Below are 25,423 nucleotides of genomic sequence, written 5' to 3'. Positions count from 1 at the left end.
GGGTTGTCCCGGCCAGCCGTAGCAGGGTTGTCCCGGCCAGCCGTAGCAGGGTTGTCCCGGTCCCCCGTAGCGGGGGTTTCCCGGAAGAACGAGAAGTGATGAACCGTCACCCAGTCCTCGCGGGTCAGCGGGCCGGGTCCTTCGGCGAGGGTCTCAACGCTGGAGCGCAGGTCGATGACGTCCGTGAGCCCGCGTTGTCGCAGTTCGGCGACGTCCCGCCCGGTCAGCGTCTGCAGGTTGTCCGATCGCAGCAGCCGACCGGGCCGGATCGCCGCGCCGTCGGTGGTCGGCAGACCGCCGAGGTCGCGCAGGTTGGCCAAGCCCTCAAGGTCGATCCAGTTGGTCATGGTGGGCAGGCTATCGACACCAGGGGTAGGCGACCCGATCCGGCCTCAACTCTCGAGTTGGCGCAGGTCGACCTGTGGGAATGCGAAAGTTGAGGCCAGATCGGGTCACTCGACGGTGCAGTAGACCCCGGGCCCGCTGGATCCCTGCTCGGCGTAGAAGCACTCCTGGTCCGGCTCGGTGCCCGCCTTCCAGAAGATCAGGGCCGCGCAGATCACCACCAGCGCGATGCTGGCGCCGATCTGGATCTGCAGCCGCTTGGCCGGCTTCGGCAGCACCATTGCGGCGCCGATCAGGCCGCCGGCCACCAGCCCGCCGACATGTCCCTGCCAGGAGATGCCCGACACCTGGAAAGTGATGAACAAGTTGATCACCAGCACGAAGCCGAGCTGCCGCAGGTCGTACCGCATTCGCTTGAAGGTGACGATCAACGCGCCCATCAGGCCGAAGATGGCGCCGGACGCGCCGACAGTCATCGACACCGGCGCGCTGAACAACATCACCGCGGCCGAGCCACCGAGCAGCGAAACCAGGTACACCACCAGGAACCGCCAGCGCCCGATCAGCCGCTCCAGCGGCGGGCCGAGGAAGTACAGCGAGATCATGTTCGCCGCGATGTGGATGATCCCGAGGTGCAGGAACCCGCTGGTGAGCACCCGCCAGTACTCGCCCTGGCCGACCTGTACCGGGATCAGCGCGCCGTCGAAGAACACCGACGAAGCGTCCAGGTTCTGGGTGGACCTCGCCTGGATCACGGTGACGATGTAGACGACCACATTGATCGCGATCAGCACGGTGGCCACCAGCGGCGGCACGCCCAGCGGCGAGCCGGCGACGGTCTGCGCGGCCCGGCGCTGCGCGGGGGTGCGCTGCTCGGCAACGCACTGCCGGCACTGTGCCCCGACGCTGGCGTTGGTCAGGCATTCCGGGCAGGCCGGCCGGCCACACCGGGTACAGCGCAGACCGGTCGCCCGGTCCGGGTGCCACGTGCAGACCGCCTGCTGTTGCCCGGGCGCCCAACCTCCGGCACCGGGTCCGTTACTCGGTGGGTAGCTCACGCGACCGACCCACTCGTGCCTCGCGGGGCGCTCGCGTTCTGCGCCGATGGTTCGTCCACACCATCCGGCGCTTCGCGCCGTTCGGTGCGGGTCCACACAAGCTCGCTCACGCCTCTCCTGCCTGTTGGCCGCCGGTCCGGCGGCGGCTGGTGGCCGGGGAACTCTGTCGTTATCTACTGCTGAGCTCGGAGCTACTACTGGGCGGGCTGGTCACCCTCGACGGTGATCGAGTTGATCACCACGTCGTCGTCGGGACGGTCGAAGCGGTCGACCGGGGTGCTGCTGATCGCGTCCACCACCTTCTTGCTCGCCTCGTCGGTCACCTCGCCGAAGATGGTGTGCTTGAAGTTCAGGTGCGGCGTCTTCCCGGTGGTGATGAAGAACTGCGAGCCGTTGGTGCCGGGCCCGGCGTTGGCCATCGCCAGCAGGTACGGCTTGCTGAACGCGAGCTCGGGGTGGAATTCGTCGGCGAACTCGTAGCCGGGGCCGCCGCGACCGGTGCCGGTCGGGTCGCCGCCCTGGATCATGAAGCCGTCGATCACCCGGTGGAACACCGAGCCGTCGTAGAACGGGCCGGAGTCGCCGCCGGCGGCGTTCTTGGTGCTGTAGGCGCGGCTTCCGGTGGCCAGGCCGACGAAGTTCGCCACCGTCTTCGGCGCGTGGTTCGGCAGTAGCTCGACGATGATGTCGCCGCGGTTGGTATGCAGAGTTGCAGTCAGGTTGCTCACCTGGTCAATCCTGCCAGACCGGCCGGCCGGGCATGGCGAGCGGACCGGGCGGACCTGGCGGGCGGCCGCACTGGCCGGCCGTCGTCAGCCCCGCGGTGGTCGATGCCGGTTCACCAGTGCAGCGCGTCGACGGTCGCCTCCACCAGCCGGCGGCTCTTCACGGTCTGGTCGCGGCTGTTCCAGGCCATCACCGCGTGCGATCCCTTGCTCACCGCGTACACCGCGCGGGCCTCGGGGAAATGCTGGTCGCCCTCGGGCAGCAGCATGTAGCCGCCGCCCCAGCCCTTGGGTTGGTCCGCGGGTGACGATTCGGCAGGCGGCACCACCGCGTCGACGGCGCCCACCGCCTGCGCGGGACTGCCGGCATCCAGCGCCCGGACAGCGCCCAACCAACCGCCGTCCACGATCCGATAGAACACGCAGATCGGTTGCGGCGCAGCGGCTATCAGTTCGATCCGGCCGACCCGCTGGCCGGCCAGCAGCGACACGTCGCTGGCCTGTAGGAACGGGCAGCTGCCCTCGACGGGCGCCGCGCTCGGGAAGGCGGGGGGGCTCCCCGGTACCGGCTTCGATGACGGCCCCGGCGGTGACGAACCAACAGACGGTGACGACCCAACAGACGGTGACGAACCAACAGACGGTGACGAACCAACAGGCGATGACGAACCAACAGACAGTGACGAACCGGCCGCGCCGGTCCGACCGGGAACCGTGTGCGTGACGGTCGCCGTCGGCGGCGGGGTACGGATCACGGTGCCGACGGTGACGGTGGCCGGTTCCGGCGGATGCGTCTGGTCACCTCCGGGGGCGCAGCCGCCGAGCACGATGACGGCCGTCAGCAGGGCGACGATGAGCGCCGGGCGGGTCCTCATCCGACCAGTGTCCCGTAGTGATCAGTCCGCCCTGGCGTCAGCCGCAGGTCGGACCGACCGTCGGGCGCCGATGGGTACCCTTGAGCTGAACCGATCGAGGGGAGGACCCGCATGGTTGTCCAACGCCGCAACACCACTCAGCGGACCGAGATTCTGCACGTCCTCCGCGGTACCGACGAATTCATCACCGCCCAGGACCTGCACGCCGCGCTGCGTACCGGCGGCTCCGGCATCGGCCTGGCCACGGTGTACCGGGCGCTGCAGGACATGGCGGGTGCCGGCGACCTCGACACCGTCCGCAAGGATTCGGGTGAGGTGCTCTACCGACAGTGCGCGGACAGCCGCCACCACCATCACCTGGTCTGCCGCCACTGCGGTCGCACCGAGGAGGTGGAGGCGCCGAACGTGGAGAAGTGGGCCAGGTCCGTCGCCGCCGATCACGGTTTCGTCGACCTCGACCACGAATTGGAGCTGTTCGGGCTCTGCCCGCAGTGCGCGGACGAACGGACCGCCGCACGAAACGACGCCGCCCAGCCGGGCGCGGCCGGCTGACGACCGTCGGCACAGACCGGCACGCACTGGGCGCCATGAGTTCGGTCATTCGCCGGACAATCCGTCGGCGATCGGCCAGGGTAGAGACCAGATACCGGGCGGTCCGAGGACGGCCCAGTGGGTCAACCCCTGAGACCTGCCGGAGCCCGGCCAGCCCCGTTCCGCCCGGTATCCCCCACCACGTCGACACCAACCTCGACACCGCCGAACCAGGCGTTCCCGAACCGGGGCCCACCGGGATTCCCGGAAACGCCGGTCCAGGTTCCGCCGCCGGGAACCCCGGCAGCTTCGGACCGACCGGGAACCTGGCACCGAGCCCGACGGCGTACTGCGCCCGGCCCGGACGGGCACGCTCTAGTCTGAGCGGCATGCGCATGGCGTTCGGCAGGATCGGTCCGCTGCTCGCAACGCTCGCTGCCCTGTTCCTGGGCTCCGGCGCTGCGATGGTGCTGTTCGCCGGATCGGCCTCCGCGGCGACAGCCGTTGCCGCCCCGACCGTCAGGGTGATCGACAACGCCGACGTGCTCAGTTCCGCTGACGAGGCGGACATCGTCGCGGCGGCCGATGAGCTCACCGATCCGGATCAGGTCGTGGTGGTGACGGCACGGGTCGGCACCGGCGATCTGGTCGACTACCTGCACGAGCTGGGCACCGAGGTCGGTTGGGACGGCAGCGAATTCGAGGCCGGCACCCTGGTGCTCGCGGTCGGCACCGACATCCGGCAGGTGGACATGTATTACGGATCGGACCTGGCGCCCGCCCTCGACCCGCAGAACGACGCGATCTTCTCCGCAATGACGGCGGAGTTCCGCGGCGGCGACTGGGCCGGCGGGCTGATCGCCGGGCTGGACGCGGTCGGCGAGGCCTTTGCCGGCACCCTCCCGTCCACCGACACCGGCACCGACTACGAGGGCAAGCCGCAAAGTTCCCACACCGGCTGGATCGTCTTCGGCGGGCTCGGCGTCGGCGCCCTCGGCTATGCGGGCGGGAAGTCGTTGCTGCGCAAGCGCAACCAGAAGCGTGCGCTGCAGGCCGAACAGCGGCGCAAGGACGAGCTGACGGCCGCCAACTCGGTCGCCGTCGGCGACCTGCGGGCCCGGCTGGACCAGGACCAGCTACTGGTCAACTCGATCACCAACGGGCCGCTGCAGGATCAGCTGGAACTGGATCTGAACCAGGCACAGAGCGACCTGCGGTCGGCTGCCGGGGAGTCGGACCCGGACGTTGCCGCCGCCGAGGTCGCCGCAGTCGGCGCCGCCATCGACTCCATCGACCGTCGGGTCTCGTTGCTGCGCAAGGCATCCGACTGGAAGGTCGCCTGGGCCCGCGAGGTGCAGGCGGTCCGGGACGAGAGCGCCGAACTCGCTGCGACGATCGCGAAGGTCAGCGCGTTCTCGGCGACCGCAGCCGCGGCGCCGTCCGTCGAGGAGCCCCTCAACACCCTGGAGACCGAAGTACGCGAAGAACGCACGCCGATCGAGACCGGCCTCGGCTCGCTGATGACGATCGCCCGCGGGGTACACACCCAACTCCTGCAGGCCAAGGAGCAGCTGGCCACCCTTGAGCAGGCCCGCCGGAACGCCGAACTCCAACGGCAGCAGGAACTGCGCCGCAAGGCCGAGGCCGAACGCGCCAGGCAGCAGGCGGAGCAGGATTCCTACTACGACCGACGCGGCGGCGGTGGCGGCAGCGGCTGGATCGGCGGCTGGATCGCCGGTTCGATCCTCAGCGGTCGGCGCGGCGGTGGCGGCTGGGGTGGTGGCGGCGGCTGGGGTGGTGGTGGCGGCAGTGGCTGGAGCGGTGGCGGCCGCAGCAGCGGTTCGGGGTCGGGCTGGAGCCGCGGTGGCGGCGGCGGCTTTTCCAGAGGCGGTGGCGGCGGTGGCGGCGGATCGCGGAGCTTCTGAACCGATGACGGATCCCGACGGCGGTTGTCGTGGCTGACCAGAGCGACGCCCGGCTGGACCAACTCGTCGACCTGATCGTCGAGTTGGCCTCCGGCAACCTGTCCGCCCGACTGGAGCCGTCCGGTGTTCGCGACCAGATCGACGCCGTCATCACCGGTATCAACCTGCTGGCCGAGGAACTGCAGGACGTCTACGGCGACCTCGAGTCCAGGGTCGAGGAACGCACCAGGATGCTCAAGCAGGCGCAGGCCGAGCTGGAGCGGCTGGCGCTGCGGGACCCGTTGACCGGACTGGCGAATCGCTCGCTGCTGGGCGACCGGATCGCTCAGGCGGTGGCCTGGGCCGAGCGCGGGGCCGAGCCACCGGCGGTGTTACTGCTGGACCTGGACGGATTCAAGACCATCAACGACAGCCTCGGGCACACCGCGGGCGATGCGGTGCTGGTCGAGGTCGCGCGCCGGTTGACCAGCGTGATGCGGTCGATGGACACGGTCGCCCGGCTCGGCGGCGACGAATTCGCGGTGGTGATGCCGGACACCACCGCCGAGCAGGCGCTGCAGGTGGCCGCCGAGGCGCTCGAGGTGCTCAAGGAACCGCTGACGGTGCACGGTCGATCGGTCTGGGCGCTGGCCAGCATCGGCATCCGGATGGCCGAGACCGGCGACACCACCGACACCCTGATCCGCGATGCGGACACCGCGATGTACGAGGCCAAGACCAACGGCCGCGGCCGGGCACTGTTGTACCAACCGGCAATGCACCACGCGGTTCAACGCCGGTTGCGGGTCGTCTCGGAGCTCGGCAATGCGATCCACAACGGGCAGTTGCGGTTGACCTACCAGCCGATCGTCCGGCTGGACACCGAGTTGATCGCCGGGGTGGAGGGCCTGGTCCGCTGGCATCACCCGCACCGCGGACTGATCATGCCCAACGAGTTCATCCCGGTGGCCGAGGATTCCGGGCTGATCATCGATCTGGGCCACTGGGTCTCGGAGACGGCGATCAGCCAGATCGCCGAGTGGGAGCCACTTCTGGTCGACAACGACGAGTTCCGGGTGCACCTGAACGTCTCACCGGTCGAGCTGCGCCGGCCCGGGTTGTCCGATCATCTGCGGGCCACCCTGGATCTGCACGCGGTCTCCAATCGGCGGCTGGCCCTGGAGATCTCCGAGACCGCCTTGATGAGCGAGGATGTCGGCGGCCTGGAGGCGCTGCGCGGACTTGAATCGCTCGGCACCAGCCTGGAGATCGACGACTTCGGCACCGGATATTCCTCGATCGCCTACCTGCGCCGGCTGCCGATCGACACGGTGAAGCTGGACCGCTCACTGGTCACCGACATCACCACCGATCCCGGCCAACGCCGGTTCATCGGGGCAGTACTGAACCTGGTGCAGTCGGTCGGACTGGACGCCGTTGTCGAGGGCGTTGAGACCAAGGCACAGGCACAGCTGTTGCGCGAGTTGGGATGTACCCACGCCCAGGGCCACGCCTTCGGCCGACCGATGTCGGCCGCCAAGCTCACCGACCGGCTGGTCGCCCAGGCCTGACAGGTTCGCCCTCGTTGCGAGGTGGGCAACCGCCCACTAGTGTGGGCAGATGCCCACCCAACGTCCCGAGCAATCACAGCCGTCCGCTGCAGAGTCGCACACCGCCCGGCAGATGGCCGAGTCGTTCGGTACCGACGCGGACCGCTACGACCGGGCCCGGCCGGAATATCCCGAGGCATTGATCGCGCGGATCGTCGCCGCCAGCCCGGGTTCCGATCTGCTCGATGTCGGCTGTGGCACCGGTATCGCTGCCCGCCAGTTCCAGCGGGCCGGTTACGCGGTGCTCGGCGTCGAGCCCGACCCGCGGATGGCCGACCTCGCGCGGGCCGGCGGCGTGCCGGTCGAGGTGGTGACCTTCGAAGACTGGCAGCCGGCCGGCCGGACGTTCGACACCGTCGCGGCCGCCCAGTCCTGGCACTGGGTGGATCCGATCGCCGGCGCGGTGAAGGCGGCCTCCGTGTTGCGTCCGGCCGGGCTGTTGGCGATCTTCGGGCACGTCTTCGAACCACCCGTCGACGTGGCCGAGTCGTTCGCCGCCGCGTTTCGCAAGGCGGCACCCGACTCGCCGTTCTCCGGCCAACCTGCTCGCCGGCCGCTCGAGCTCTACCGGTCGATGTACGCGAACCTCGCCGGGAAGATCCGGGAGACGGAGCACTTCGAAGAGCCGGAACACACGCAGTACGACTGGCACTGCTCCTACACCCGCGACCAATGGCTCGACTTCCTACCGACCACCGGCGGCCTCACCCGACTCCGTCCCGACCAGCTCACCCAGATCCTGGATGCGGTCGGAACCACCATCGACGAACTGGGCGGGCACTTCACCATGGACTACACCACCCTCGCGATGACCGCCACCCGGACAACCAACCGCTGACTCACTCACCCGACACGCCAGGCAGGACCACGCCAGGCAGGACCACGTCGGATGCCAGGGAAGCCGGGAGATTCCAGTGCTGGTCATCGACCCTCCGTCGTCGACCCCAGCCTCATCGGGACGCGTGACCCGTCGGTCTCGCCGGACTCCGGAACCATCGGGGTGGGTCGAGACGGCCACCAGATCCGGTCGCCTATCAAGGCGAAAACCGCCGGCACCAAGGCAGTTCGGACGATCAGCGTGTCGATCAGCACGCCGATACCGACGATCAGTCCGAGCTGCCCGAGCAACACCAGCGGCAGTACACCGAGCGCCGCGAACACCGCCGCCAACACGATCCCGGCGCTGGTGATCACCCCGCCGGTGGCGGTCACCGCGCGCACCATTGCCTCGCGGGTGCCGTGCTCTTCGGTCTCGTGCTTCGCCCGGTGGACGAGGAAGATCGTGTAGTCGATGCCCAGCGCCACCAGGAACAGGAAGGCGATCAGTGGAACGTTGACGTCCAGCGCCGGGAAGCCGAACAGGTGGGTACCGATAAAGGTGCCGGCGCCGATCGCCGCGACCGCACTGCCGGCGTTGATCAGCACCAGCAGCACCGGCGCCGCGATCGACCGGAGCAGGATGAGCAACACCATCAGGACGATGGCCAACACCAGCGGCGCAACGACTTTCACGTCCCGGTCGGCCGCGTTCTCGATGTCCAGGCTCTGCGCGTCGCTGCCACCGACGATCGCGTGCGCGTCCGGCACCGCGGCAACCGTCGCCCGGACGTCGCGGACCAGCTGGTAGGCGGCGTTACTGCCCGGCTCGTTCGCGCCGATCACCATGATCTTCGTCAGCCCGGTTCCGGAGTCGCCGACCGGTTGGGCCCGGACCACGCCCGGCACCCCGCCCGCGGCCGTCGCCACCTGCTGGGCCTGGTCGGTGGCACTGACCACGACGATCGGGGCCGACTCGCCGGCCGGGAAGTGCTCGGCCAGCGTCTGGAAGCCGGCGGCCGAGCCGGAGGCGACCCGGAACTGCTCGGTTTGGGTCAGGCCGACCTTGCTGCCGACCAGCCCGAAAGCGAAGACCCCGAGGATGACGACACTGCCGACAACCACAGCGATCGGCCGACCGGTCACCCCCGTGCCGACCTTGTGCCAGAATCCGTTGTCCTGCTGGGTCTTCGTCACATCATCGGCGGCCACCTTCGGCACCAACGGCCAGAAGAGCCGTCGACCGCAGACGGCCAGGGCCGCCGGCAGCACCGTCAGCACGATCAGCGCGGCGGTCAGCAGGCCGATGGCGGAGGCTATCCCGAGCCCGCGCGTACTGGGCATGGTGGCGAACACCAGGGACAACAGCGCCAGCACGACCGTCAGGTTGCTGGCGACGATGGCCGGGGCGGTCCGCCGGACCGCGACCAGCAGCGCCGCGCGGTGATTCTCGCTGCGCCGCAACTCTTCTCGATAACGCGAGATCAGCAGCAGCGCATAGTTGGTGCCGGCTCCGAACACCAGCACGCTGACGATGCCCGAGTCGAACTGCAGGTTCCAGAGCTGTCCGGCTCGCGCGGTCAGCAGGTTCGCCAGCTGATCGGCAATGCCCACCACCAGCAGCGGCACCAGCCACAGGATCGGCGAGCGGTAGGTCAGCAGCAACAGCAGCGCGACGATGGCGATCGTCACCAACAGCAGGGTGAGGTTGGCGCCGGAGAACGCGCCGGCGATGTCCGCACCGAACGCCGGACCGCCGGTGATCTGCACCGTCAGCCCCTGCGGAGCAAGCCTTTCCGCGGCCGCCCGCATGGCGTCGATCTGGTCGGACAGGGCGGAATTCCCGATGCTGGTGTCGACTCCGACGCTGATCACCGCGGCCTTGCCGTCCTCGCTCACCACCGGCGCACCGGCCGGGTGTCCGGCCAACTCGGCCAACTCGGCCCCGATCGTCGCCGCAGCGTGCCGGTCCGCCGGAGTCAGTACCTCGCCGGTGTCACCGTGGCTGACGACTGCCAGCACCGGCGAGATCGCACTGTCCGGGAACTGCTGCAGCGCTTGCTCGACGGCGGCGGACTCACTGCCGGTGGGTAGCGAGTTGACCGCCCCGGGTGGATCGCTCTTGGCCAGTCCGCCCAGCACGCCCAGCACCACCAGCAGTCCGATCGCCAGCGTCACCCAGGCGCCCTTGCGGCTCACCAACGCTGCCGAGAATCGTTGCCACACCATCGGAATCGCCATCCCTCGTCGTCATCCGAGCCCTCCGGCGGACCCTGACACCAACGCTATGGATGCAGACAGCGCGTTCCATCGCGCGCAGGATGGACCCTCGATCAACCTTTCGATGGATGCGCCGCCCGTGCCCGCCATCCCCGTTTGCGACGTCTCGGTGCCGCCCGGGCCTGTCAACGCCCCGTTTCCGCGCCCTTGGCGACGTCTCGGTGTCCTCCGGGCGTTCCGAAGGCCCACCAGGCGCGGTCGGACGACGCCCGCAGGACGGGGCGCCTGCCCCGCCCGAGCTACTCGAACGGCGTGGGATCCCCGGCACCGACCCGGACCACCACTGGTGTCCCGTCCGAGTAGTCGATCACCGTGGTCGGCTCGAGGCCACAGTCGCCGGCGTCGATCACCGCGTCCAACTCGTGGTCGAGCTCTTCCTTGATCTCCCAGCCGTTGCTGGGCGGATCCTGCTGGCCCGGCAGCAGCAACGTACTGGTCAGCATCGGCTCCCCCAGCTCGGCCAGCAACGCCTGCACCACCGGGTGGCTGGGGATCCGGGCGCCGACGGTGCGCTTCTTCGGGTGCAGCATCTTGCGCGGCACTTCGCCGGTGGCCGGCAGGATGAAGGTGTACCTGCCGGGGGTCGCCGCCCGCACGGCCCGGAACACCGCGTTGTCCAGGTGCACGAACTGCCCGAGTTGGGCGAAGTCCTTGCACATCAAGGTGAAGTGGTGCTTGTCGTCGAGGTGCCGGATTCGGACGATCCGCTCCTTGGCCTCGGCGTTGCCCAGCTGCGCGCCGAGCGCGTAGCAGGAGTCGGTCGGGTAGGCGATCAGGCCGCCGCCGCGGATGATGTCCGCCGCCTGCCGGATCGACCGCGACTGGGGGTTCACTGGATGCACATCGAAGTAGCGGGCCATGGATCCAGGTTAGTGCTCGTTGCCCGCAGGTCCGCCGCGCCGCCCCGCCCCGCGAGACCGCGGCTTACTCGACGGTCAGGATCCGCGGGCCGGTCGGGGTGATCGCCACGGTGTGCTCGACGTGAGTGGCCATCGAGCCGTCCGCCGTGCGCACGCCCCAACCGTCGTCCAGGTGGACGTACCCGTCCTTCCCGCCGGCCAGCAGCATCGGTTCCAGCGCCAGCACCAGACCGACGTCGAACTTCATCCCGCGATGCGGACGACCCTCGTTGGGCACATGCGGGTCGCCGTGCATCTCCCGACCGATGCCGTGCCCGCCGTGGTCGGCCAGCAGCCCGTAGCCGCCGGCCCTGGCGACGGCCCCGATCGCCGCCGACACGTCACCCAACTGATTGCCGCGATGCATCTGCTCGATCCCGGCGGCCAGCGCCCGCTCGGTAGTCTCGATCTGGGCCAGCAGCTTCGGGTCCGGATCGTCGCCCAGCACGAACGAGATGGCCGCGTCGGCCGCCCAGCCGTCGAGGCTGCAGGCGATGTCCACCGACACCAGATCTCCTGGCTGCAGCCTCCGGTCGCTGGGGATCACGTGCACCACCTCGTCGTTGACGCTGATGCAGGTCACCGCCGGATACGCCGTCGGCGCCCACACCGGGTGGTACCCGATGTAACAGGAGGTCGCGTGCTGGTCGGCGATCACCTGCTGTGCCACCGCATCGATGTCCAGCGGGGTGACTCCGCCGGCCAACCCGTCGACGGCGGCCGTCCGGGAGGCCGCGAGCACCCGCGCGACCACGGCGCCGGCCGCCGCCATCGCATCGATCTCGCCCGGGGTGCGTAGTTCTACCATTGTTGCTCCTACAAAGTCCTGGTCCACGTGCGGTATTTCAATAACGGTATTACTATACCCATCATGGTCCGATTGCCACTCACTGCCCAGCAGCGCGCGTACGGCCTCCGGCTGGGCCGGACGCTGCGCGCCGCCCGCGCCGACCGCTCGCTCACCGACGTCGCCGCCAGCGCCGGCATCTCCGCCGAGACCCTGCGCAAGATCGAGACCGGCCGGATTGCCACCCCGTCATTCCCGATGATCGCCGCCGTTGCCGACGTCCTGGACCTCTCGCTGGACGAACTGGCCGCCGGTACATCCGGCAAGGGCGCCCGCACCGCCTGAGATTGCGCCGCGGTTCGGCATGTATCCGGCGCCGACCGCGACGCCTCTCCCTGGCAGGAACCACAGATCCTCCCGGCTCGAGAACCGAGCAGCTGCAAGGGTTCGACCGGGTCCGTCGGCGCCGGGGTGCGGCCGCCGCGGACTCCGCGCCCGCGAATCCTGCCCAGCGAGGCGCCCCATCGCCCTCGCCGGCGGACCGGGGCGGGGGCCGACGCCCGGCCCTCGTCCCCGGCCCGGCACCGTGCCGGGTCCGCCCCAGGTTCGCCGGATTCGATCTCGCGGAGGCATCCCGGAGGCATCCCGGCGCCATGTCCGGCCGGCCGTTCGCGGCCTCAGGCAACCCGCTCCCCGCGCTGATCCCGTTCGCGTTCGGCGGCCAGATACGGTGGGACAACGGCAATCGGCAACGGCGTCAGGTCACGCCCGCCCAACAGCGCGGCCGCCCAACCGGCGGCCACCCGTACCCGCCGGCCCCACGTCGGCACCATCAGCAGGTGGTAGCACCTGTGCAGCAGCCAGGCAGCCGGCCCGCGCAGCGACACACCGTAGATCTTGGCCACCCCGCGATGCAGTCCCAGGCTGGCAACCGACCCCGCATCCCGATGCCGATAGTCCCCCAGCGACTTACCCCGCAGACCCGCGATCAGGTTGCGGGCCAGCATCTTCGCCTGCCGCACGGCGTGTTGTGCTGTCGGTCCACACAGCGGTACCGCGGCCATCGCCTTGTCCCGCCGGAGTCTGTCCCCGGCCACCAGGTCGGGCACCGCGGCACCGTCACCGGCCGACCAGAGTCGGTCGTCGCCCTGCACCCGCAACGTCGGATCACACTGCAGCCGGCCGCGAGCGTCGACCGGTAGGCCGAGCCCGGCCAGCAACGGATTGGCCCGGACGCCCGCCGTCCAGACAACGGTGTCGGCGTGGAACTGCTGACCGCCGGCCAGCGTCACCAGATCGCCGTCCAGCGCGGCGATCTGGCTGTTCAGCCGCACCGAGATGCCGGACTTCGTCAGCCGGCGCCGGGCATAGGCACCGAGGTTGCCGGGCAGCTCCGGCATGATCTCGTCACTCGCCTCGATCAGCTCCCACCGCAGGTACCGCGGCTTCAGGTTGGGATAGCGCCGGATGGCGGCCATCGCCATGCTCTGGAGCTCGCCGATTGCCTCCACCCCCGAATATCCACCGCCGATCACCACGAAGGTCAACGCCCGCCGGAATGTCGGCCAGTCGTCGGTGTTCGCGGCCAGCGCGATCCGCCGCAGCACCCGGTCGCGCAGGTAGGCGGCGTCAGCCACGGTGCCGAAACCGACCGCGCCGGCCGCGAGCCCGGGAATCGGCCGGGTTCGCGGCACGGCACCGGGAGCGAGCACCAGCTGGTCGTAGTCCTCGGCGTAGTCGGTGCCGTCCGGCAGCCGCACGTGCACCTTGCGGTAGGTCCGGTCGATCGAGGTCACCAGCCCGGTCACCACGGTGGCCTTCTTCAGCACCTGGCGCAGCGGGATCACCAGATGCCGCGGTTCCACCAGCCCGCCGGCCGCTTCCGGCAGGAACGGTTGATACGTCATCACGCCGGTGCCGTCGATCAGGACCACGTCGGCCTCACCGGCCCGCAGCCCGCGCGCCAACCTGCGGGCCACCGTGTAGCCGACGAAGCCACCGCCGACGATCACGATCCGGGGGCGTGGATGCACGGTCGCTACGCTCGTCGCGTGTTGGGTCATGTCCGTCCTCACTGTGTCGATCCGAGTTGTGTTGAACCGACATGTGTCGGTCCGGCGGTCGTTCCGCCGCCCCACACGGTCGTCCGCTTCCCGCGGCCGTACATCGGTCGCGGGCCGCGACCGCGTCAGCCCAGCGGATGACGTTCCCGGCCGGGGCCGGGCACCTTTCGACCCCCGCGGATGACGGCGGCAATATCCGGGGATGACGGCGCCCGCACCCGCGCCCCCTTAAGGTCGGTGGCGTGCAGACAACGGCCGGCCGGGCGCAGCGGGTGGACGCCTGGTCGCGCGAGCGGCCGCTGCTGGTCGACGCCGTCACCGCGCTGCTGCTGGCCGCAACCGCCGGAACCGCGTCGGTGCTCACCGTTCTCGCCGATCCCCCGGCGGTCGGCTACCTGGTCATCACCCTCGCCGCGTTCGCCGTGGTGCACGTCGCGGTGGCGTTCCGGCGGGTCCGGCCGGCCCTGGCATTCGTCCTGGCGGCCATCGGCGAGGCGGCCCTGGCCGTGGTGCCGCTGCTGTCGGTGGCCACCGGCGCGCCGTATCCGGTCACCCTGTTGCCCACCGGGATCGCCTATCTGGTCTGTGCCTACTCGGTCAGCGCCTGGGGACGGCCGCCGTGGCCGCGGATCTCGCTGGTCGTCGGGATGGTCGGCGCGCTCGCCGTCACCGCGAGATACGTCACGGCACCGCAGTTCGCACCGTCCGCGCCCGGCGGTCAGGTCGGCGGCACGTTGTTCGTCGGAGCCGCCCTGGGCGCGGTGGTGACTGCGGCCTGGGGTCTCGGGGTGGTCCGGCGCTGGCGATCGGAGCAGGTGGCCGAACTGGCTCGGCGGGCGCAACGGGCGGAGACCGACCGGCAGACGCAGCTGCGGCAGGCGGCCGCCGCCGAGCGGGCCAGGATCGCCAGGGAGATGCACGACGTGGTGGCGCATTCGCTCTCGGTGATGGTCCGGCAGGCCGAGGGTGGTCGGTACGTCGCGGCCGGCGACCCGGAGCAGACCCAGCAGGTAATGCGGACGATCGCCGACACCGGGCGGGAGGCGTTGCGCGACATGCGTTCTCTGCTCGGCGTGCTTCGGGACGACGCCGGTCCGGACGCCGGGTCCGGACCGATCGGCGCCGGGTCCGGTCGGCCAGGGGACGACCCGCCGCAGCCCACCCTGAACGACCTTCGGCAGCTGCTGGAACGGGTCAGCACATCCGGCCTGCCGGTCGAACTGGTGATCACCGGAACCCCGCGGCCACTGGACCGGGCCGGGCAGCTGGCCGGTTATCGACTGGTGCAGGAGGCGCTGACCAACGTGGTCAAACACGCCGGCGCCGGCGCCCGGGCGACGGTACAGATCGACTGGGGGAGAGCGGATCTGACGGTGACCGTGCTGGACACCGGCCAACCGCCGCCGCCCACCGTCGGGTCCGACGGGCGCGGTCGCGGCCAGATCGGGATGGCCGAACGGCTCGCGCTGTTGGGCGGCACCCTGCACACCGGGCCGATGACCGACGGCGGCTACCGGGTGGTCGGCCGCATCCCGGTGACCGGATCGGCTTCGGCGAGCGGAAGAGGAGCGGACCAACGGTGACCGATCAGACAGCGATCCGGGTGGTACTGGTCGACGACCAGGAGCTGGTCCGCACCGGGCTGGCGATGGTGGTCGACAGCCAGGCCGACATGCGGGTGGTCGGACAGGCAGGCAACGGGCGGGCTGCATTGGAGTTGTTGGCCGCCACCGGCTGTGACGTGGTGCTGATGGACGTCCGAATGCCGCTGATGGACGGCGTGGCAGCCACCGAGGAGTTGCTCACCCGTCGCCCGAATCCGCCGAAGGTAGTGGTACTGACCACCTTCGACCTGGACCAGCACGCCTTCGCCGCGCTGCGCGCCGGCGCCAGCGGGTTCCTGCTCAAGGACGCTCCGGCCGAGGACGTGCTGAACGCGATCCGGGCCGTGCATTCCGGCGACGCGGTGATCGCACCGTCCACCACCCGCAGGTTGCTCGAGCACGTGGTACCCGATCTGTCGGAGCCGGACGAGGACGACCTGGGCGAGCTCACCGACCGGGAGCGCGAGGTGATGCTGCTGATCGCCCGAGGCCTGAGCAACGCCGAGATCGGCGCGCAGTTGTTCCTGGCCGAGCCGACGGTCAAGACCCATGTCGGCCGGCTGCTGGCCAAACTCGGCCTGCGGGATCGGGTTCAGGTGGTGATTCGCGCCTACGAGACCGGCCTGGTCCGGCGCGGCCGGGGCTGACCTCGCCGGCGTGGTTGTCCCGTCACAGGCGTAGCGGGGTTGTCCCGGCCACGGCGTAGCGGGGTTGTCCCGGCAGGCGTAGCGGGGTTGTCCCGGCCACGGCGTAGCGGGGTTGTCCCGGCCACGGCGTAGCGGGGTTGTCCCGGCCACGGCGTAGCGGGGTTGTCCCGGCCCGCCCAGGAACGCGACGATGGGCCCGGCGGATACTCCACCGGGCCCATCGCCCTTTGCATCCGCCCGAGATTCCCCGGGACGGCTGGTTCTCACTACTTCTTCGGCGCCTCGCCCAGTTTGTCGACGACCGCGGTGTGTACTGCGGTGTAGCCGAGCGTGGTCCCGGCCGGCATGCCGTCGGTGTCGCCGGTCAGTACGTCACGCTCGCCGATGAACGCGCCGGACTTCGGGTCGATGATCGTCTCGCTGCGTCTGATTCCGTCCTCTATCGCGAACGCCACCCCGACCTGGCCGTCCAGATTCGCCGAGCCGTCGACGATCTCGATCCCGGGGATCTTCGCCATCGCCCGGTACAGGGCAGCCCGCAGGTCGGCCGGCAGCGGGCCGTTGCGTAGCGCATCGGTGGCGTAGACCAGCATCTCGGCGTCGTCGTTCACCCCGCGACCCTTCGCTGCTGCGGCCAATACGGTGTACAACGCACCCGGATCCCGCGGCAACGCCGCGATCCAGGGCTTGGTCGGCCCCTGCCAATTGCCTTCGCCGGTACACACATCCTGGAAATAGCTCTGACAGCTGCCCCGGTAGTCCGGTTCCGTCGATGGACCGTCCTGGTCGGCCAGGCCGGCCTTCTTCGCCTCCGCCTCGGTGCCGAGAATCCACTTCTTCTCGCCGGTGTTCGTCCGGCGCTCCAGCCAGGTGTCCGACCAATTCGCGGGGACCCATCGTTGGGTTCTGGAATGGGTCAAGGCGGCGAAGTTTGTCTGAACAGACTGGCCGTCGGCCATGGCGGTCATTGCCATGTACCAGGCGTCGGTCTCGAAGTATTGGTACTGACCGGGTTTCAACGCCTCGTCCTTGGCGTTGATGGTCGTCGCTTCCGCGGCCTGGTTCAACGCGGCAGCGGCCGCGGCCGACGGCGGGGTCGATCCGCCCCAGTGCACCGTTGGCAGGATGAGCGCGCCGGCCACCACCGCGGCCACCGCCGCGGCCAGGCCTGCCCGCCGACCCCAGCGCACCCGCCGCGGCCGGACCCCGGCCCCTTCGTCATCCCCTGCAGTCCTCGCCCCCGCGGGCGCCGATTCGGCCGCACCGGTCCGGCCATCGTCGGTCACCGGACGCGGAGACTCGGCGCCGATGTGCCCCATCATGATGGCCCTCGCCCCGGCCAGCGCGCGCTCGCTCGGCTCGTCCACCCGGTACAGGTCGGCGAGGGCCGCGTCCAGCTGTGCGTCCGTCCACCCATCGGGCGACCCGCCGGCCGGTGGGTTCTGCTCAGACATCGTCGGTCCTCTTTCGTGCGGTGGATGGAAACGGGATGACGGCATGGTCGGCGCCCGGGGATCCGACGTCGGCATCGGCCGCCGCGGCCCGCAAGGTGGACCTGATCCGGTGCAGCCGGGATCGCACGGTGCCGGCCGGAATCCCTAGCGCGTCGGCAATCTCGGTCGGTTCCAGCTGGGCCCACGCCTGCAGCAGCAGCACGTCACGGTCCGCATCGGACAGTGAACGCAACGCACCGGCCAACCGCTGAACCGCGTCGGCGGCCGTCACCTTCTCCACTGCACGGTCTTCGGGGCCGCTGATCGAGGCGAGCTGTCCGGCCAGCCGCACGGTGGCGGCATGGTGCCGGATCTCGGACCGCTGGTGGTGCCGCAGTTCGTTGGTGGCGATGCCGAACAGCCAGCTGCGGGCGGTGCCGCGCTGCGGATCGTAGGTCTCGCGCCGGCGCAGCGCGGTGACGAAGGCGTCCGCCACCAGGTCGTCGGCCAGGCTGGCACCGACCCTGGCGGCGAGATACCGATACAGCTCCCGGGCATGCCGCCCGAACAGATCGCCGAACACCTCGGCCGGGTCGTCACCGCTGAGATCGGGGCGGTCCCCGACCACCGCCCCGACCTCCGGCCCCGCCCCGACCTCCGGCCCCACGCCGGCCATCGCACGGGCCGCGCCAGACGCGCCGTCCAGCAGACCCCGAGCTTCGTCGGCCGGGAACCTCCCCACGGGCATCGTCACACCCCTTCTTGCCCGCAGCCACCGCCGGCGTTCGGGGACGGGCCGAACGGGATGGCCGTACCCGCGTCGAGCAGCTGACTGTGACAGGTTGGTCTGGCCGCGCATGGAGGTGCCGGGACCAGGGGCATGACACATGCTGGCACGGTTCGCTGCACCCACGCCCCCGCAGTCGTTCGCCGCCCAGCCCTAGACTCAACCATCGTGATCATCCGAAGGACCGGTGCGCGGATCGCACCGGCGCTCCCGACGGTTCCGTTCGACTCCACGTACGGCTACCGCCTCGACGATCTGCTGAACACCTGTGGCCCCCCGGACACCGAGCCGCCCGATCTCGACCTGTTCTGGGCCGGCATCCGGGCCGAGACGCTCGCGGTCGATCCGCGGCCGGAGATCGGCCGCTGGGAGCCGGTCGGCCCGGACGGCCACTCCATGGCGCCGATCCGGGTCAGCGGGCTGGACCAGGTGCGGCTGGCCGGCTGGCTGGTGCGCTCCCCCGGCAGCCTGCGGCGCGCTCTGGTGATCGGGCACGGCTACGGTGGGCGCGCCGAGCCGCAGCTGCGGCTGCCGGAGGGGTGTCTGTCGATCCAGCTGTCCGCCCGCGGCCTGATCGGCAGCGAACATCCGGGCATCGGCGACAGCTCGCAGACCCATGTGTTGTCCGGGATCGGGTCCGTCCGGAGCTACTCGCACACCGGTTCGACGGCGGATCAGTGGACCGCGACGACGGTGCTCGCCGATCTCGCCGGCGACGTGCCGATCGGTTACGAGGGCGGGAGTTTCGGCGGCGGCATCGGCGTGCTGGCGGCCGCCTACGAGGACCGGTTCGACGCCATCGCGGTGGAAGTGCCGAGCTTCGGCAACCACCGGTTGCGGCTGACGCTGCCCGGCACCGGCTCCGGCGAGCAGGTCAGGCTGTATGCGGCCGATCACCCCGAGGTGATCGAGGTGCTGCGGTACGTCGATGCGGCCACCGCTGCCACTCGGGTGCGGGTGCCGGTGCTCTGCATCGCGGCGCTGGCGGACCCGGCCGTGCCGCCGCCGGGGCAGTTCGCGGTCGCGAACTCGTTCGCAGGTGCCACCTGGTTACACGTCCTGCCGGCCGGTCACGCCGAGTGGGACGGCGAGCCGCGGGCCCAGGCCGATTCGGACCGCCGGATCAGCGAGTTCTGGGCAGATCCGTCGGCCGCGGTCCGGTCCCGGTCCGACTGAACCGCTATACCGCCTGCGCCGCAGCGCTTCCCGCCCGCTGGGCTCCGCGCCGGCGCTCCCTGGCCAGGTCCCACAGGTACGGATCGAAGTCCACCTCCATGGTGTGCCGGGGCGAGGGGTAAAAACGTCGCTTCTGACGTTCGTGGTCGGCAGCCAGTTGGCTCCGGACGTCGGCGATCGGTGGCAGCCGGTAGCGCCCGGTGATCAGCTCGGCGATCCAGGTCGACTGCGCCTCGGCCAGCGGCATCACCGCGCCCAGCGGCTGCAGCAGCCCGATGAAGTAGAGCCCGGGCAACTCCGGGTGCACCACCCGTTTCCACAGCGGCAGGTCGTTGTCCCGCGCCGACACCAGGGCCGGATCCAGGAACGGGAAGTCCACCCGGTAGCCGGTGCACCAGACGATCAGATCGACCGGCGCATCGGTGCCGTCGACGAACACCACTCGGTCGCCGGCCAGCTCCCGGATGCCGGGTCGCGGGCGGATCGCCCCGGCCCGCAGCCGCTCGACGAACCGGTCCGACTGCACCGGGTGGCTCTGTCCGGGCCGGTGGTCCGGTCGCGGAAGTCCGTAGTTCTCGGCCCTGGCGGACACCGCACTGCCGAACTCGATGCTGGCCCGGCGCAGCCACCACGGCGCCCAGCCGGGCAAGGCTAGTTGGTCGATCGCCTTGCCCAGCAAGGTCTTGCGGATCACCCACTGACCGCGACGCACCGAGATGCCGGCGCTGGCCGACACCGTGCTCGCCGCCACCGCGATGTCCATCGCCGAGTTCCCCATGCCCACCACCAGCACGTGTTTGTCGCGCAACTGCTCGCCGCTGCGGTAGTCGTGGGAGTGGATCTGCTCGCCGTCGAACTGCCCCGGATACGGCGGGTCCGGCCAGCGCGGACTCCAGTGGTGGCCGTTGGCCACCAGTACCGAGCCGTATTCGCGTTCCCGGGTGCCGTCCGGGCCGACCGTCCGCACCGTCCAGCCGCGACTGGTTCCGCCGGGCCGATCGGCGCCGTTGTCGTTGTCGTCCACCCCGTCGGCGCCGCGCGGACGGACCCACTCCACCCTGGTGCCGAAGGTGATCTGCTCGCGGAATCCGAAATGGTCGACATAGGACTCGAAGTAGTCGCGGACGTCGGCGTGCCCGGCGTAGTTCGGCAGACCCACGGACATCGGGAAGTCCGAGTACGCCATCCGCGGGCAGGACGTGTTGATCTCCAGCGTGTCGTAGCAAGCGGACAATCCGTTCGGATTCTCGAACACCCAGTTGCCGCCGATCACCGGCCCCAGCTCGAAACAGTCGAACGGGATCCCGGCCTGGTGCAGGGCTTTTGCCGCGGCGATCCCGCTGGCGCCGGCACCGATCACACAGGCCCGCGGCAGGCTCGGGTCAACGGCGCGCGGCGGCGTGGGAGCAGCGCGGTGACGCTCATCGACCCGGTAGGGGGTAACCGGGCCCGGGAAGAGAGCCGGAACGCGAGGCATCAACCATGCTGACACATCGGCGGCTCAGTCTGCTTCGTAACCCTCTGCCAGTCCGACCTCGACCACGCCCTCCAGCCCGGCCAGCGACTGCACCAGCTGTCCAGCGTCCCGTGGACCCTCCAGCTCGATCAGCACCCCGACCAGCCGGAGGTCTCCGTCAGCCCGGGTGCGGTTCTTGGCCGTGCGGGCCAGTTCCAGGTCGACAACGTGATGCCCCTGCGAGGTGCAGACCTGGACGATCGTCCGGAGCAGGCCGCGGCCGTCCTCGTAGGTCAGCCGCAACACCGAGGTGGCGAACCGGGGCCGCGGCAGCAGCCGCAGCAGCGGCGGGAAGGCCAGCGCGATCACCAGGTAGAAGCCCGTCACCACGGTGGCCACCAGCAGCAGCCCGGCGCCGGCCGCCATCCCGACTGCTGCCGCCAGCCAGATGGTCGCAGCGGTCGTCAGCCCGCGGACCAGGTCGCGACGGACGAAGATCAGCCCGCCGCCGATGAATCCGATCCCGGAGACGATCTGCGCCGCGACCCGGGACGGATCCAGAGTGATGTCCTTGCCGATGACGTCGAAGAAGCCGTACTTGGACACCACCATGATGAGTGCGGCGCCGACTCCGACCAGCGTGTGGGTGCGCAACCCGGCGGACTTCTGCCGCCATTGCCTTTCCAGACCGACCACCGCGCAGAGCGCCAGGGCCACCAGGATGTATAAGGTCGCGTCCAGATTGCGATCCATTGCGCCTCCGCCGGGTCCGTGCCAACGGTCCGACGCTACGTCAATTCAGGCCCTCCCATGCCGCGCCGTGATCACGAGCAGCCGTATCCAGCCGGCGTCGTCGGACCGTTTCCGTTCTTGCGCCACTGCGCGTAGAGGGTCACGTCGGCCTTGAACGAGTACGAAGCGTCTGGGGCATAGGCGGTACCACAGCCGTCGGCGGCGGTGTTCCATCCGGTGAAGGTGTACGACGGGCGTTTGAAGGTGTTCGCGGCAAGAGCGGTCGCGACGTTGGCCGACTGCGGCGTCATCGAACGTTGGGTGGCACCGTTGGCGTCGAACGTCACCGTGCGGATCAGCGCGGTGGCGGTCACTCCGTACGGGCCGAACACGCTCGTCGTGAAGGTCACCGTTCCGTCGGTCGCCGTTGCGGGCAACGTGTCGAGCGTGCCGTCGACGTTCTGGTGCACGACGGCGATGTCGGTCCGTCCGGCGACGCTCACCTGCGACAGGGCAACGGTCACGGACTCCCCCTCGCCCGGCTGCCACTGCTGACCGGTCAGCGTGTCGGTGAACGAAAGATCGTAGAGCGCCAGCAGATCCCGGCCGTCAGCGACGCCGCCTTCCACCACTGCATACCGGTCGTCCGCCGAGGCAACGGGACCGACGACCAGCCGCACATTCCACGGTAACGCCGCACCCGTAACGTTCACCGCGTTGACCGGGTCGGCATGGTTGACCAAGCCGGCGGCGGCCTGGGCCTGACGCACGGCATCCAGCACCGCGGCCGGAATCTGGCCCCGCTCGGCCGCGCCGAGCGCGTCCAGGGCCTTGGTCGCCGCGGCGACCAGGTCGGCGTCGGCCGCGCTGGTCACGGCCGGCGGCAGGCTGGTCACGCTGTCGATCGCGGCCTGGGCGGCGGCGGTCTGGGTGATCGTCATCGTGCCGGGCACGAAAGTGAACGCATAGTCGGCGTTGCCGAACGGCTGGTCCTGCACGATCGGGTAGCTCCCGACGTCGCTGCCGCTGTACTTCAGCGACCCCGTCAACACATCCGCACCCACCAAAGCCGGACTCACCGTGTACGTCAACGACGGGGCGTCCGCGCCGAATGCCTTCGTCCTGTTGTCCGCAGTCACGGTGATAGCCCTTGCTGCCACAGTGATCTGCGCCGCCGCTGCCGCCGCGTCGTAGTTCCCCGATGCGGCCTTGGTCACTGACACCGTCACCGTCCCGGCGCCCACCACGGACACGGCGCCCGTGGCGGCATTGACCGACAGCACGCCGTTGTCCGCCGGCACCGAGTACGACACCGCACCCGCGCCCGAGCCACCCGAAGTCCCCAGCGTGAACCCGGAATCGCCGTAGGTCACCGACGCCGGTACCCCGGTGAGGGACAACGGAGCCTGGTCCTGCTTCGTCTGGCCGACCGTGATCCATCGCACGGCACTCACCGGGCCATACGTGCTGTCGGCGAGCCGCACCGCGATGACGGGAACCCTGCCGGGCCCAAGGATCGTGACCACTCCCGTTGCCGAATCGACGGCCAGCACGCCGTTGTTGACCGGAACCTTGAACGAATCCGCGCCCGTGCTCGACCCGCCCGAGGTGCCCAGCGTGAACGGGGCATCCCCCACGCTCACCGATGCCGGAACCCCGGTGATCGACAGCGCGGCCTGTGGCTCGGCGATACAGGCGGTGCCCTGGTAGAAGGCGACGGTGTAGTTCGGGCTGGCGCTGAGAACCGATTCGTTTCCGCCGGACATCCCGATCCGCCGGCACTGCCCGGGCAGGAAGCTCCCGGTGCCGGCGCTGAAGTGCCACCCGACTCCCCACAGCAGGTCCATCGTGTCGGACCCGACCAGTGGTGGATACAGGACCGAGGGGTAGTCGTAGGTGGTTGCGTCGACGCCCGCGCGCAGGGTGACGTCCAAGCCGATGACGTTAACCAGACGTTTGGCGACGATGATCCCCACCGTCACGCTTTCTCGGAGCGCGCCCGGCGAGGCAGCCTTCGACACCGTTACCTGGACGGTTCCAGCACCGAGGACCGACACCGCGCCCGTGGACGAATTGGCCGACAGCACACCGTTGTTGGCCGGGACCGAGTACGACACCGCACCGGTGCCCGAACCGCCCGTGGCGCCCAGCGTGAACCCGTTGTCCCCGTACGTCAACGACGAAGGAATCCCCGTCAAGGTCAATTCTCCGCCGGCCAGCTCGGCCAGCGGCTTGACGGACAGGAAGCCCTGGGTGTTGAACTGATCTGAGGTGGAACCGGCGCCGTTGACGTTCGACGCGGCCACCGAGACCTGATAGCTCTGCCCATTGACCAGGCCGTCCACGACTATCGGACTGGCGGGACCGGTCTTCGTCACGGTGGGTGGCATGGACGTTTGCACCCCGTCCCAGAGTGGGTTTGTGGTCACGGTGTAGCTGGTGACCGGGGCGACGCCGGGCATGCTCGGCGGCGGAGAGAACGACACGGTCGCCCGTCCGTTGCCCGCGACCGCGCTCACAGCGGTTGGCGCGCAAGGCGTGTTGATGGTGAACCCATCGGTGATGGTGCCGCTGGCAGCGACGCCGCCGAAGGTGTAATCGACCCGAACGTCGAATGGGCCACAGTGGCCGTCGAAGCCCGGAGTCGTCACCGTCGCCGTTCCGGCCGTGGTCGTCACCTGTCCGGCAGCATGGTTGGTGCCCTCGAAGATGACGTTCTTCACGATGCCTGAGGGCACCGGGCCTGGTGCCGGCGGCGTGAACGCCGCCCCGGGACCGACCGGCAAGATTTCCCCGTAGATGGCCGGGCGCAGCGGGTCTCCTGCCCAGGAGACGTCCTGCCGCCAGTTGTAGAGGGCGCCGCCGGCGGTCCACCCGTACCAGTCGAGCCCGTCTGCGTACATGCGGGTGAACCGGGCGCCGTCCGGGATGTCGATCTTCACCGGCACCGTGCTGGTGCCGTGCTGCGAGTCGCCGCCGAGCAGGTAGCCCCAGGCGTAGACATTCCCGGCTGCGTCGAGCGCGTAACCGGTGTAGTCGCCCGCGGCGATGGCCACGTAGGTCTGGCCCGTCGCCTGTGGATCGGGCAGGGCAACGTCGACCCACGGGGACGAACTGGAGTACGTACCGTTGCCGAGCTGGCCACGGCCACCTTGACCCATCGCCAAGACGCGGCCGGTGAACCCCTGCAAGGCATAGACCGACCCGGTGGGGCTGACACTGAACTGGCTCGCCGGAATCGAGTCGGCGGACGCCATCTGGGTGATTCCCGGCCCTGGCAGGGACACCGCAGGCGCGGGCATGTCGATACGCCAGGCCTGGATCGCGCCGGCAACGAGCGCGTAGTACGTGCCGTCAATCGCGCCCGTGTAGTCCGGACCGGTGAACGGGAACCCCGGCAGATGGACCTGGAACTGGGTGCCCCCGCCGGTCGGGCCCTGCAGGGCCTGCCCCAGGGCGGGGTCGGCGCTGAGCGTGACGGTGCCCGTCGCGGCCGCCGAAGCCGCCGTCGGGGCGACCAGCAGGCCGGCCAGCGCCAACGCCGCCGCGCCGGTCAGGGTGATCCCCGGCCGCAACCGGGCACTCCAGCCGCTCCGGGCGCGGTGACCGCCGGCTCGGTCGGTGGTGGGCACAGCGCTGCCGCGTCTCCGGCTGTCAATGGGGGCCATGCTGGCAAGTCGACCAGACGGTCGGTG

Annotated in this window: 21 protein-coding genes; 8 read left to right on the top strand and 13 right to left on the bottom strand. The window is 70.0% G+C overall.

The window, feature by feature from the left end; translation table 11 throughout:
- The 4 genes from K340_RS32645 to K340_RS35415 form a co-directional block, all read right to left on the bottom strand.
- On the bottom strand, nucleotides 1–347 hold a 347-nt coding region (locus K340_RS32645), incomplete at its 3' end, for a tyrosine-protein phosphatase (protein ID WP_161632167.1).
- A 105-nt stretch (nucleotides 348–452) separates the two neighbouring features.
- The gene (locus tag K340_RS32640; RefSeq protein ID WP_084614798.1) at nucleotides 453–1,403 is read right to left on the bottom strand and encodes a rhomboid family intramembrane serine protease; all 951 of its coding nucleotides are present in this window, start codon (nucleotides 1,401–1,403) and stop codon (nucleotides 453–455) included.
- A 194-nt stretch (nucleotides 1,404–1,597) separates the two neighbouring features.
- Nucleotides 1,598–2,131 (bottom strand): peptidylprolyl isomerase, encoded by a 534-nt coding sequence (locus K340_RS0122925; protein ID WP_407662251.1) that lies wholly within the window; start codon nucleotides 2,129–2,131, stop codon nucleotides 1,598–1,600.
- Nucleotides 2,132–2,241: 110 nt separating this feature from the next.
- Nucleotides 2,242–3,003, bottom strand: a complete 762-nt coding sequence (locus tag K340_RS35415) for a DUF2020 domain-containing protein (RefSeq protein ID WP_084614796.1) — start codon at nucleotides 3,001–3,003, stop codon at nucleotides 2,242–2,244.
- Between the two features lie 111 nt (nucleotides 3,004–3,114).
- Between K340_RS35415 and K340_RS0122915 the strand changes: the two genes are divergently transcribed.
- From K340_RS0122915 to K340_RS0122900, 4 genes are all read left to right on the top strand, one after another.
- Nucleotides 3,115–3,555, top strand: a complete 441-nt coding sequence (locus K340_RS0122915; protein WP_037366179.1) for a Fur family transcriptional regulator — start codon at nucleotides 3,115–3,117, stop codon at nucleotides 3,553–3,555.
- A 368-nt stretch (nucleotides 3,556–3,923) separates the two neighbouring features.
- On the top strand, nucleotides 3,924–5,459 hold the full coding sequence (locus K340_RS34725) for a TPM domain-containing protein (RefSeq protein ID WP_051267290.1): 1,536 nt from the start codon (nucleotides 3,924–3,926) through the stop codon (nucleotides 5,457–5,459).
- A gap of 29 nt (nucleotides 5,460–5,488) precedes the next feature.
- On the top strand, nucleotides 5,489–7,009 hold the full coding sequence (locus K340_RS0122905; protein ID WP_029138407.1) for a putative bifunctional diguanylate cyclase/phosphodiesterase: 1,521 nt from the start codon (nucleotides 5,489–5,491) through the stop codon (nucleotides 7,007–7,009).
- Nucleotides 7,010–7,058: 49 nt separating this feature from the next.
- Nucleotides 7,059–7,886, top strand: a complete 828-nt coding sequence (locus K340_RS0122900; protein WP_029138406.1) for a class I SAM-dependent methyltransferase — start codon at nucleotides 7,059–7,061, stop codon at nucleotides 7,884–7,886.
- Between the two features lie 83 nt (nucleotides 7,887–7,969).
- Here K340_RS0122900 and K340_RS32625 read toward each other — a convergent pair whose 3' ends face one another.
- The 3 genes from K340_RS32625 to map all read right to left on the bottom strand — a co-directional run bounded on the left by K340_RS32625 (nucleotide 7,970) and on the right by map (nucleotide 11,851).
- On the bottom strand, nucleotides 7,970–10,093 hold the full coding sequence (locus K340_RS32625) for an MMPL family transporter (protein WP_051267430.1): 2,124 nt from the start codon (nucleotides 10,091–10,093) through the stop codon (nucleotides 7,970–7,972).
- A gap of 290 nt (nucleotides 10,094–10,383) precedes the next feature.
- Complete coding sequence (locus tag K340_RS0122890) at nucleotides 10,384–11,004, bottom strand: L-threonylcarbamoyladenylate synthase (RefSeq protein WP_029138405.1); 621 nt, start codon at nucleotides 11,002–11,004, stop codon at nucleotides 10,384–10,386.
- Nucleotides 11,005–11,068: 64 nt separating this feature from the next.
- Complete coding sequence (map, locus tag K340_RS0122885) at nucleotides 11,069–11,851, bottom strand: type I methionyl aminopeptidase (RefSeq protein WP_029138404.1); 783 nt, start codon at nucleotides 11,849–11,851, stop codon at nucleotides 11,069–11,071.
- A gap of 63 nt (nucleotides 11,852–11,914) precedes the next feature.
- Between map and K340_RS0122880 the strand changes: the two genes are divergently transcribed.
- Nucleotides 11,915–12,175 (top strand): helix-turn-helix domain-containing protein, encoded by a 261-nt coding sequence (locus tag K340_RS0122880; RefSeq protein ID WP_029138403.1) that lies wholly within the window; start codon nucleotides 11,915–11,917, stop codon nucleotides 12,173–12,175.
- A 332-nt stretch (nucleotides 12,176–12,507) separates the two neighbouring features.
- On the opposite strand, the gene K340_RS32620 is transcribed toward K340_RS0122880, so the two are convergent.
- The gene (locus K340_RS32620) at nucleotides 12,508–13,893 is read right to left on the bottom strand and encodes an NAD(P)/FAD-dependent oxidoreductase (protein WP_051267288.1); all 1,386 of its coding nucleotides are present in this window, start codon (nucleotides 13,891–13,893) and stop codon (nucleotides 12,508–12,510) included.
- A 242-nt stretch (nucleotides 13,894–14,135) separates the two neighbouring features.
- Here K340_RS32620 and K340_RS32615 point away from each other — a divergent pair, with 242 nt between their 5' ends.
- The gene (locus K340_RS32615) at nucleotides 14,136–15,476 is read left to right on the top strand and encodes a sensor histidine kinase (protein WP_051267286.1); all 1,341 of its coding nucleotides are present in this window, start codon (nucleotides 14,136–14,138) and stop codon (nucleotides 15,474–15,476) included.
- Complete coding sequence (locus K340_RS0122865) at nucleotides 15,473–16,144, top strand: response regulator transcription factor (protein WP_029138402.1); 672 nt, start codon at nucleotides 15,473–15,475, stop codon at nucleotides 16,142–16,144. The genes K340_RS32615 and K340_RS0122865 overlap by 4 nt, the downstream gene beginning before the upstream one ends.
- Nucleotides 16,145–16,410: 266 nt before the next feature.
- Here K340_RS0122865 and K340_RS34720 read toward each other — a convergent pair whose 3' ends face one another.
- Nucleotides 16,411–17,598, bottom strand: coding sequence for a CU044_5270 family protein (locus K340_RS34720; RefSeq protein ID WP_029138401.1), 1,188 nt, complete (start codon nucleotides 17,596–17,598; stop codon nucleotides 16,411–16,413).
- On the bottom strand, nucleotides 17,591–18,253 hold the full coding sequence (locus tag K340_RS32605; RefSeq protein ID WP_084614855.1) for an RNA polymerase sigma factor: 663 nt from the start codon (nucleotides 18,251–18,253) through the stop codon (nucleotides 17,591–17,593). Before K340_RS32605 ends, K340_RS34720 begins: the two co-directional genes overlap by 8 nt.
- A 279-nt stretch (nucleotides 18,254–18,532) precedes the next feature.
- On the opposite strand from K340_RS32605, the gene K340_RS0122850 reads away from it, so the two are divergent.
- Complete coding sequence (locus K340_RS0122850) at nucleotides 18,533–19,540, top strand: acetylxylan esterase (RefSeq protein ID WP_051267283.1); 1,008 nt, start codon at nucleotides 18,533–18,535, stop codon at nucleotides 19,538–19,540.
- Nucleotides 19,541–19,544: 4 nt separating this feature from the next.
- Here K340_RS0122850 and K340_RS32600 read toward each other — a convergent pair whose 3' ends face one another.
- From K340_RS32600 to K340_RS0122835, 3 genes are all read right to left on the bottom strand, one after another.
- Nucleotides 19,545–21,017: a flavin-containing monooxygenase gene (locus K340_RS32600; protein ID WP_051267281.1), complete on the bottom strand. Its 1,473-nt coding sequence runs from the start codon at nucleotides 21,015–21,017 to the stop codon at nucleotides 19,545–19,547.
- A gap of 24 nt (nucleotides 21,018–21,041) precedes the next feature.
- Nucleotides 21,042–21,749 (bottom strand): MgtC/SapB family protein, encoded by a 708-nt coding sequence (locus K340_RS0122840; protein WP_029138399.1) that lies wholly within the window; start codon nucleotides 21,747–21,749, stop codon nucleotides 21,042–21,044.
- 71 nt (nucleotides 21,750–21,820) lie between these two features.
- Nucleotides 21,821–25,396 carry an MBG domain-containing protein gene (locus K340_RS0122835; protein ID WP_161632166.1) on the bottom strand — a complete coding sequence of 1,192 codons (3,576 nt, stop codon included), beginning with the start codon at nucleotides 25,394–25,396 and terminating at the stop codon, nucleotides 21,821–21,823.
- Nucleotides 25,397–25,423: the final 27 nt, after the last annotated feature.

The sequence above is a fragment of the Nakamurella lactea DSM 19367 genome (assembly GCF_000426645.1).
GTDB classification, from domain to species: domain Bacteria; phylum Actinomycetota; class Actinomycetes; order Mycobacteriales; family Nakamurellaceae; genus Nakamurella; species Nakamurella lactea.
The sequence above is the reverse complement of the archived record's forward strand: the minus strand, read 5'-3'. Positions and strand labels throughout refer to the sequence as shown.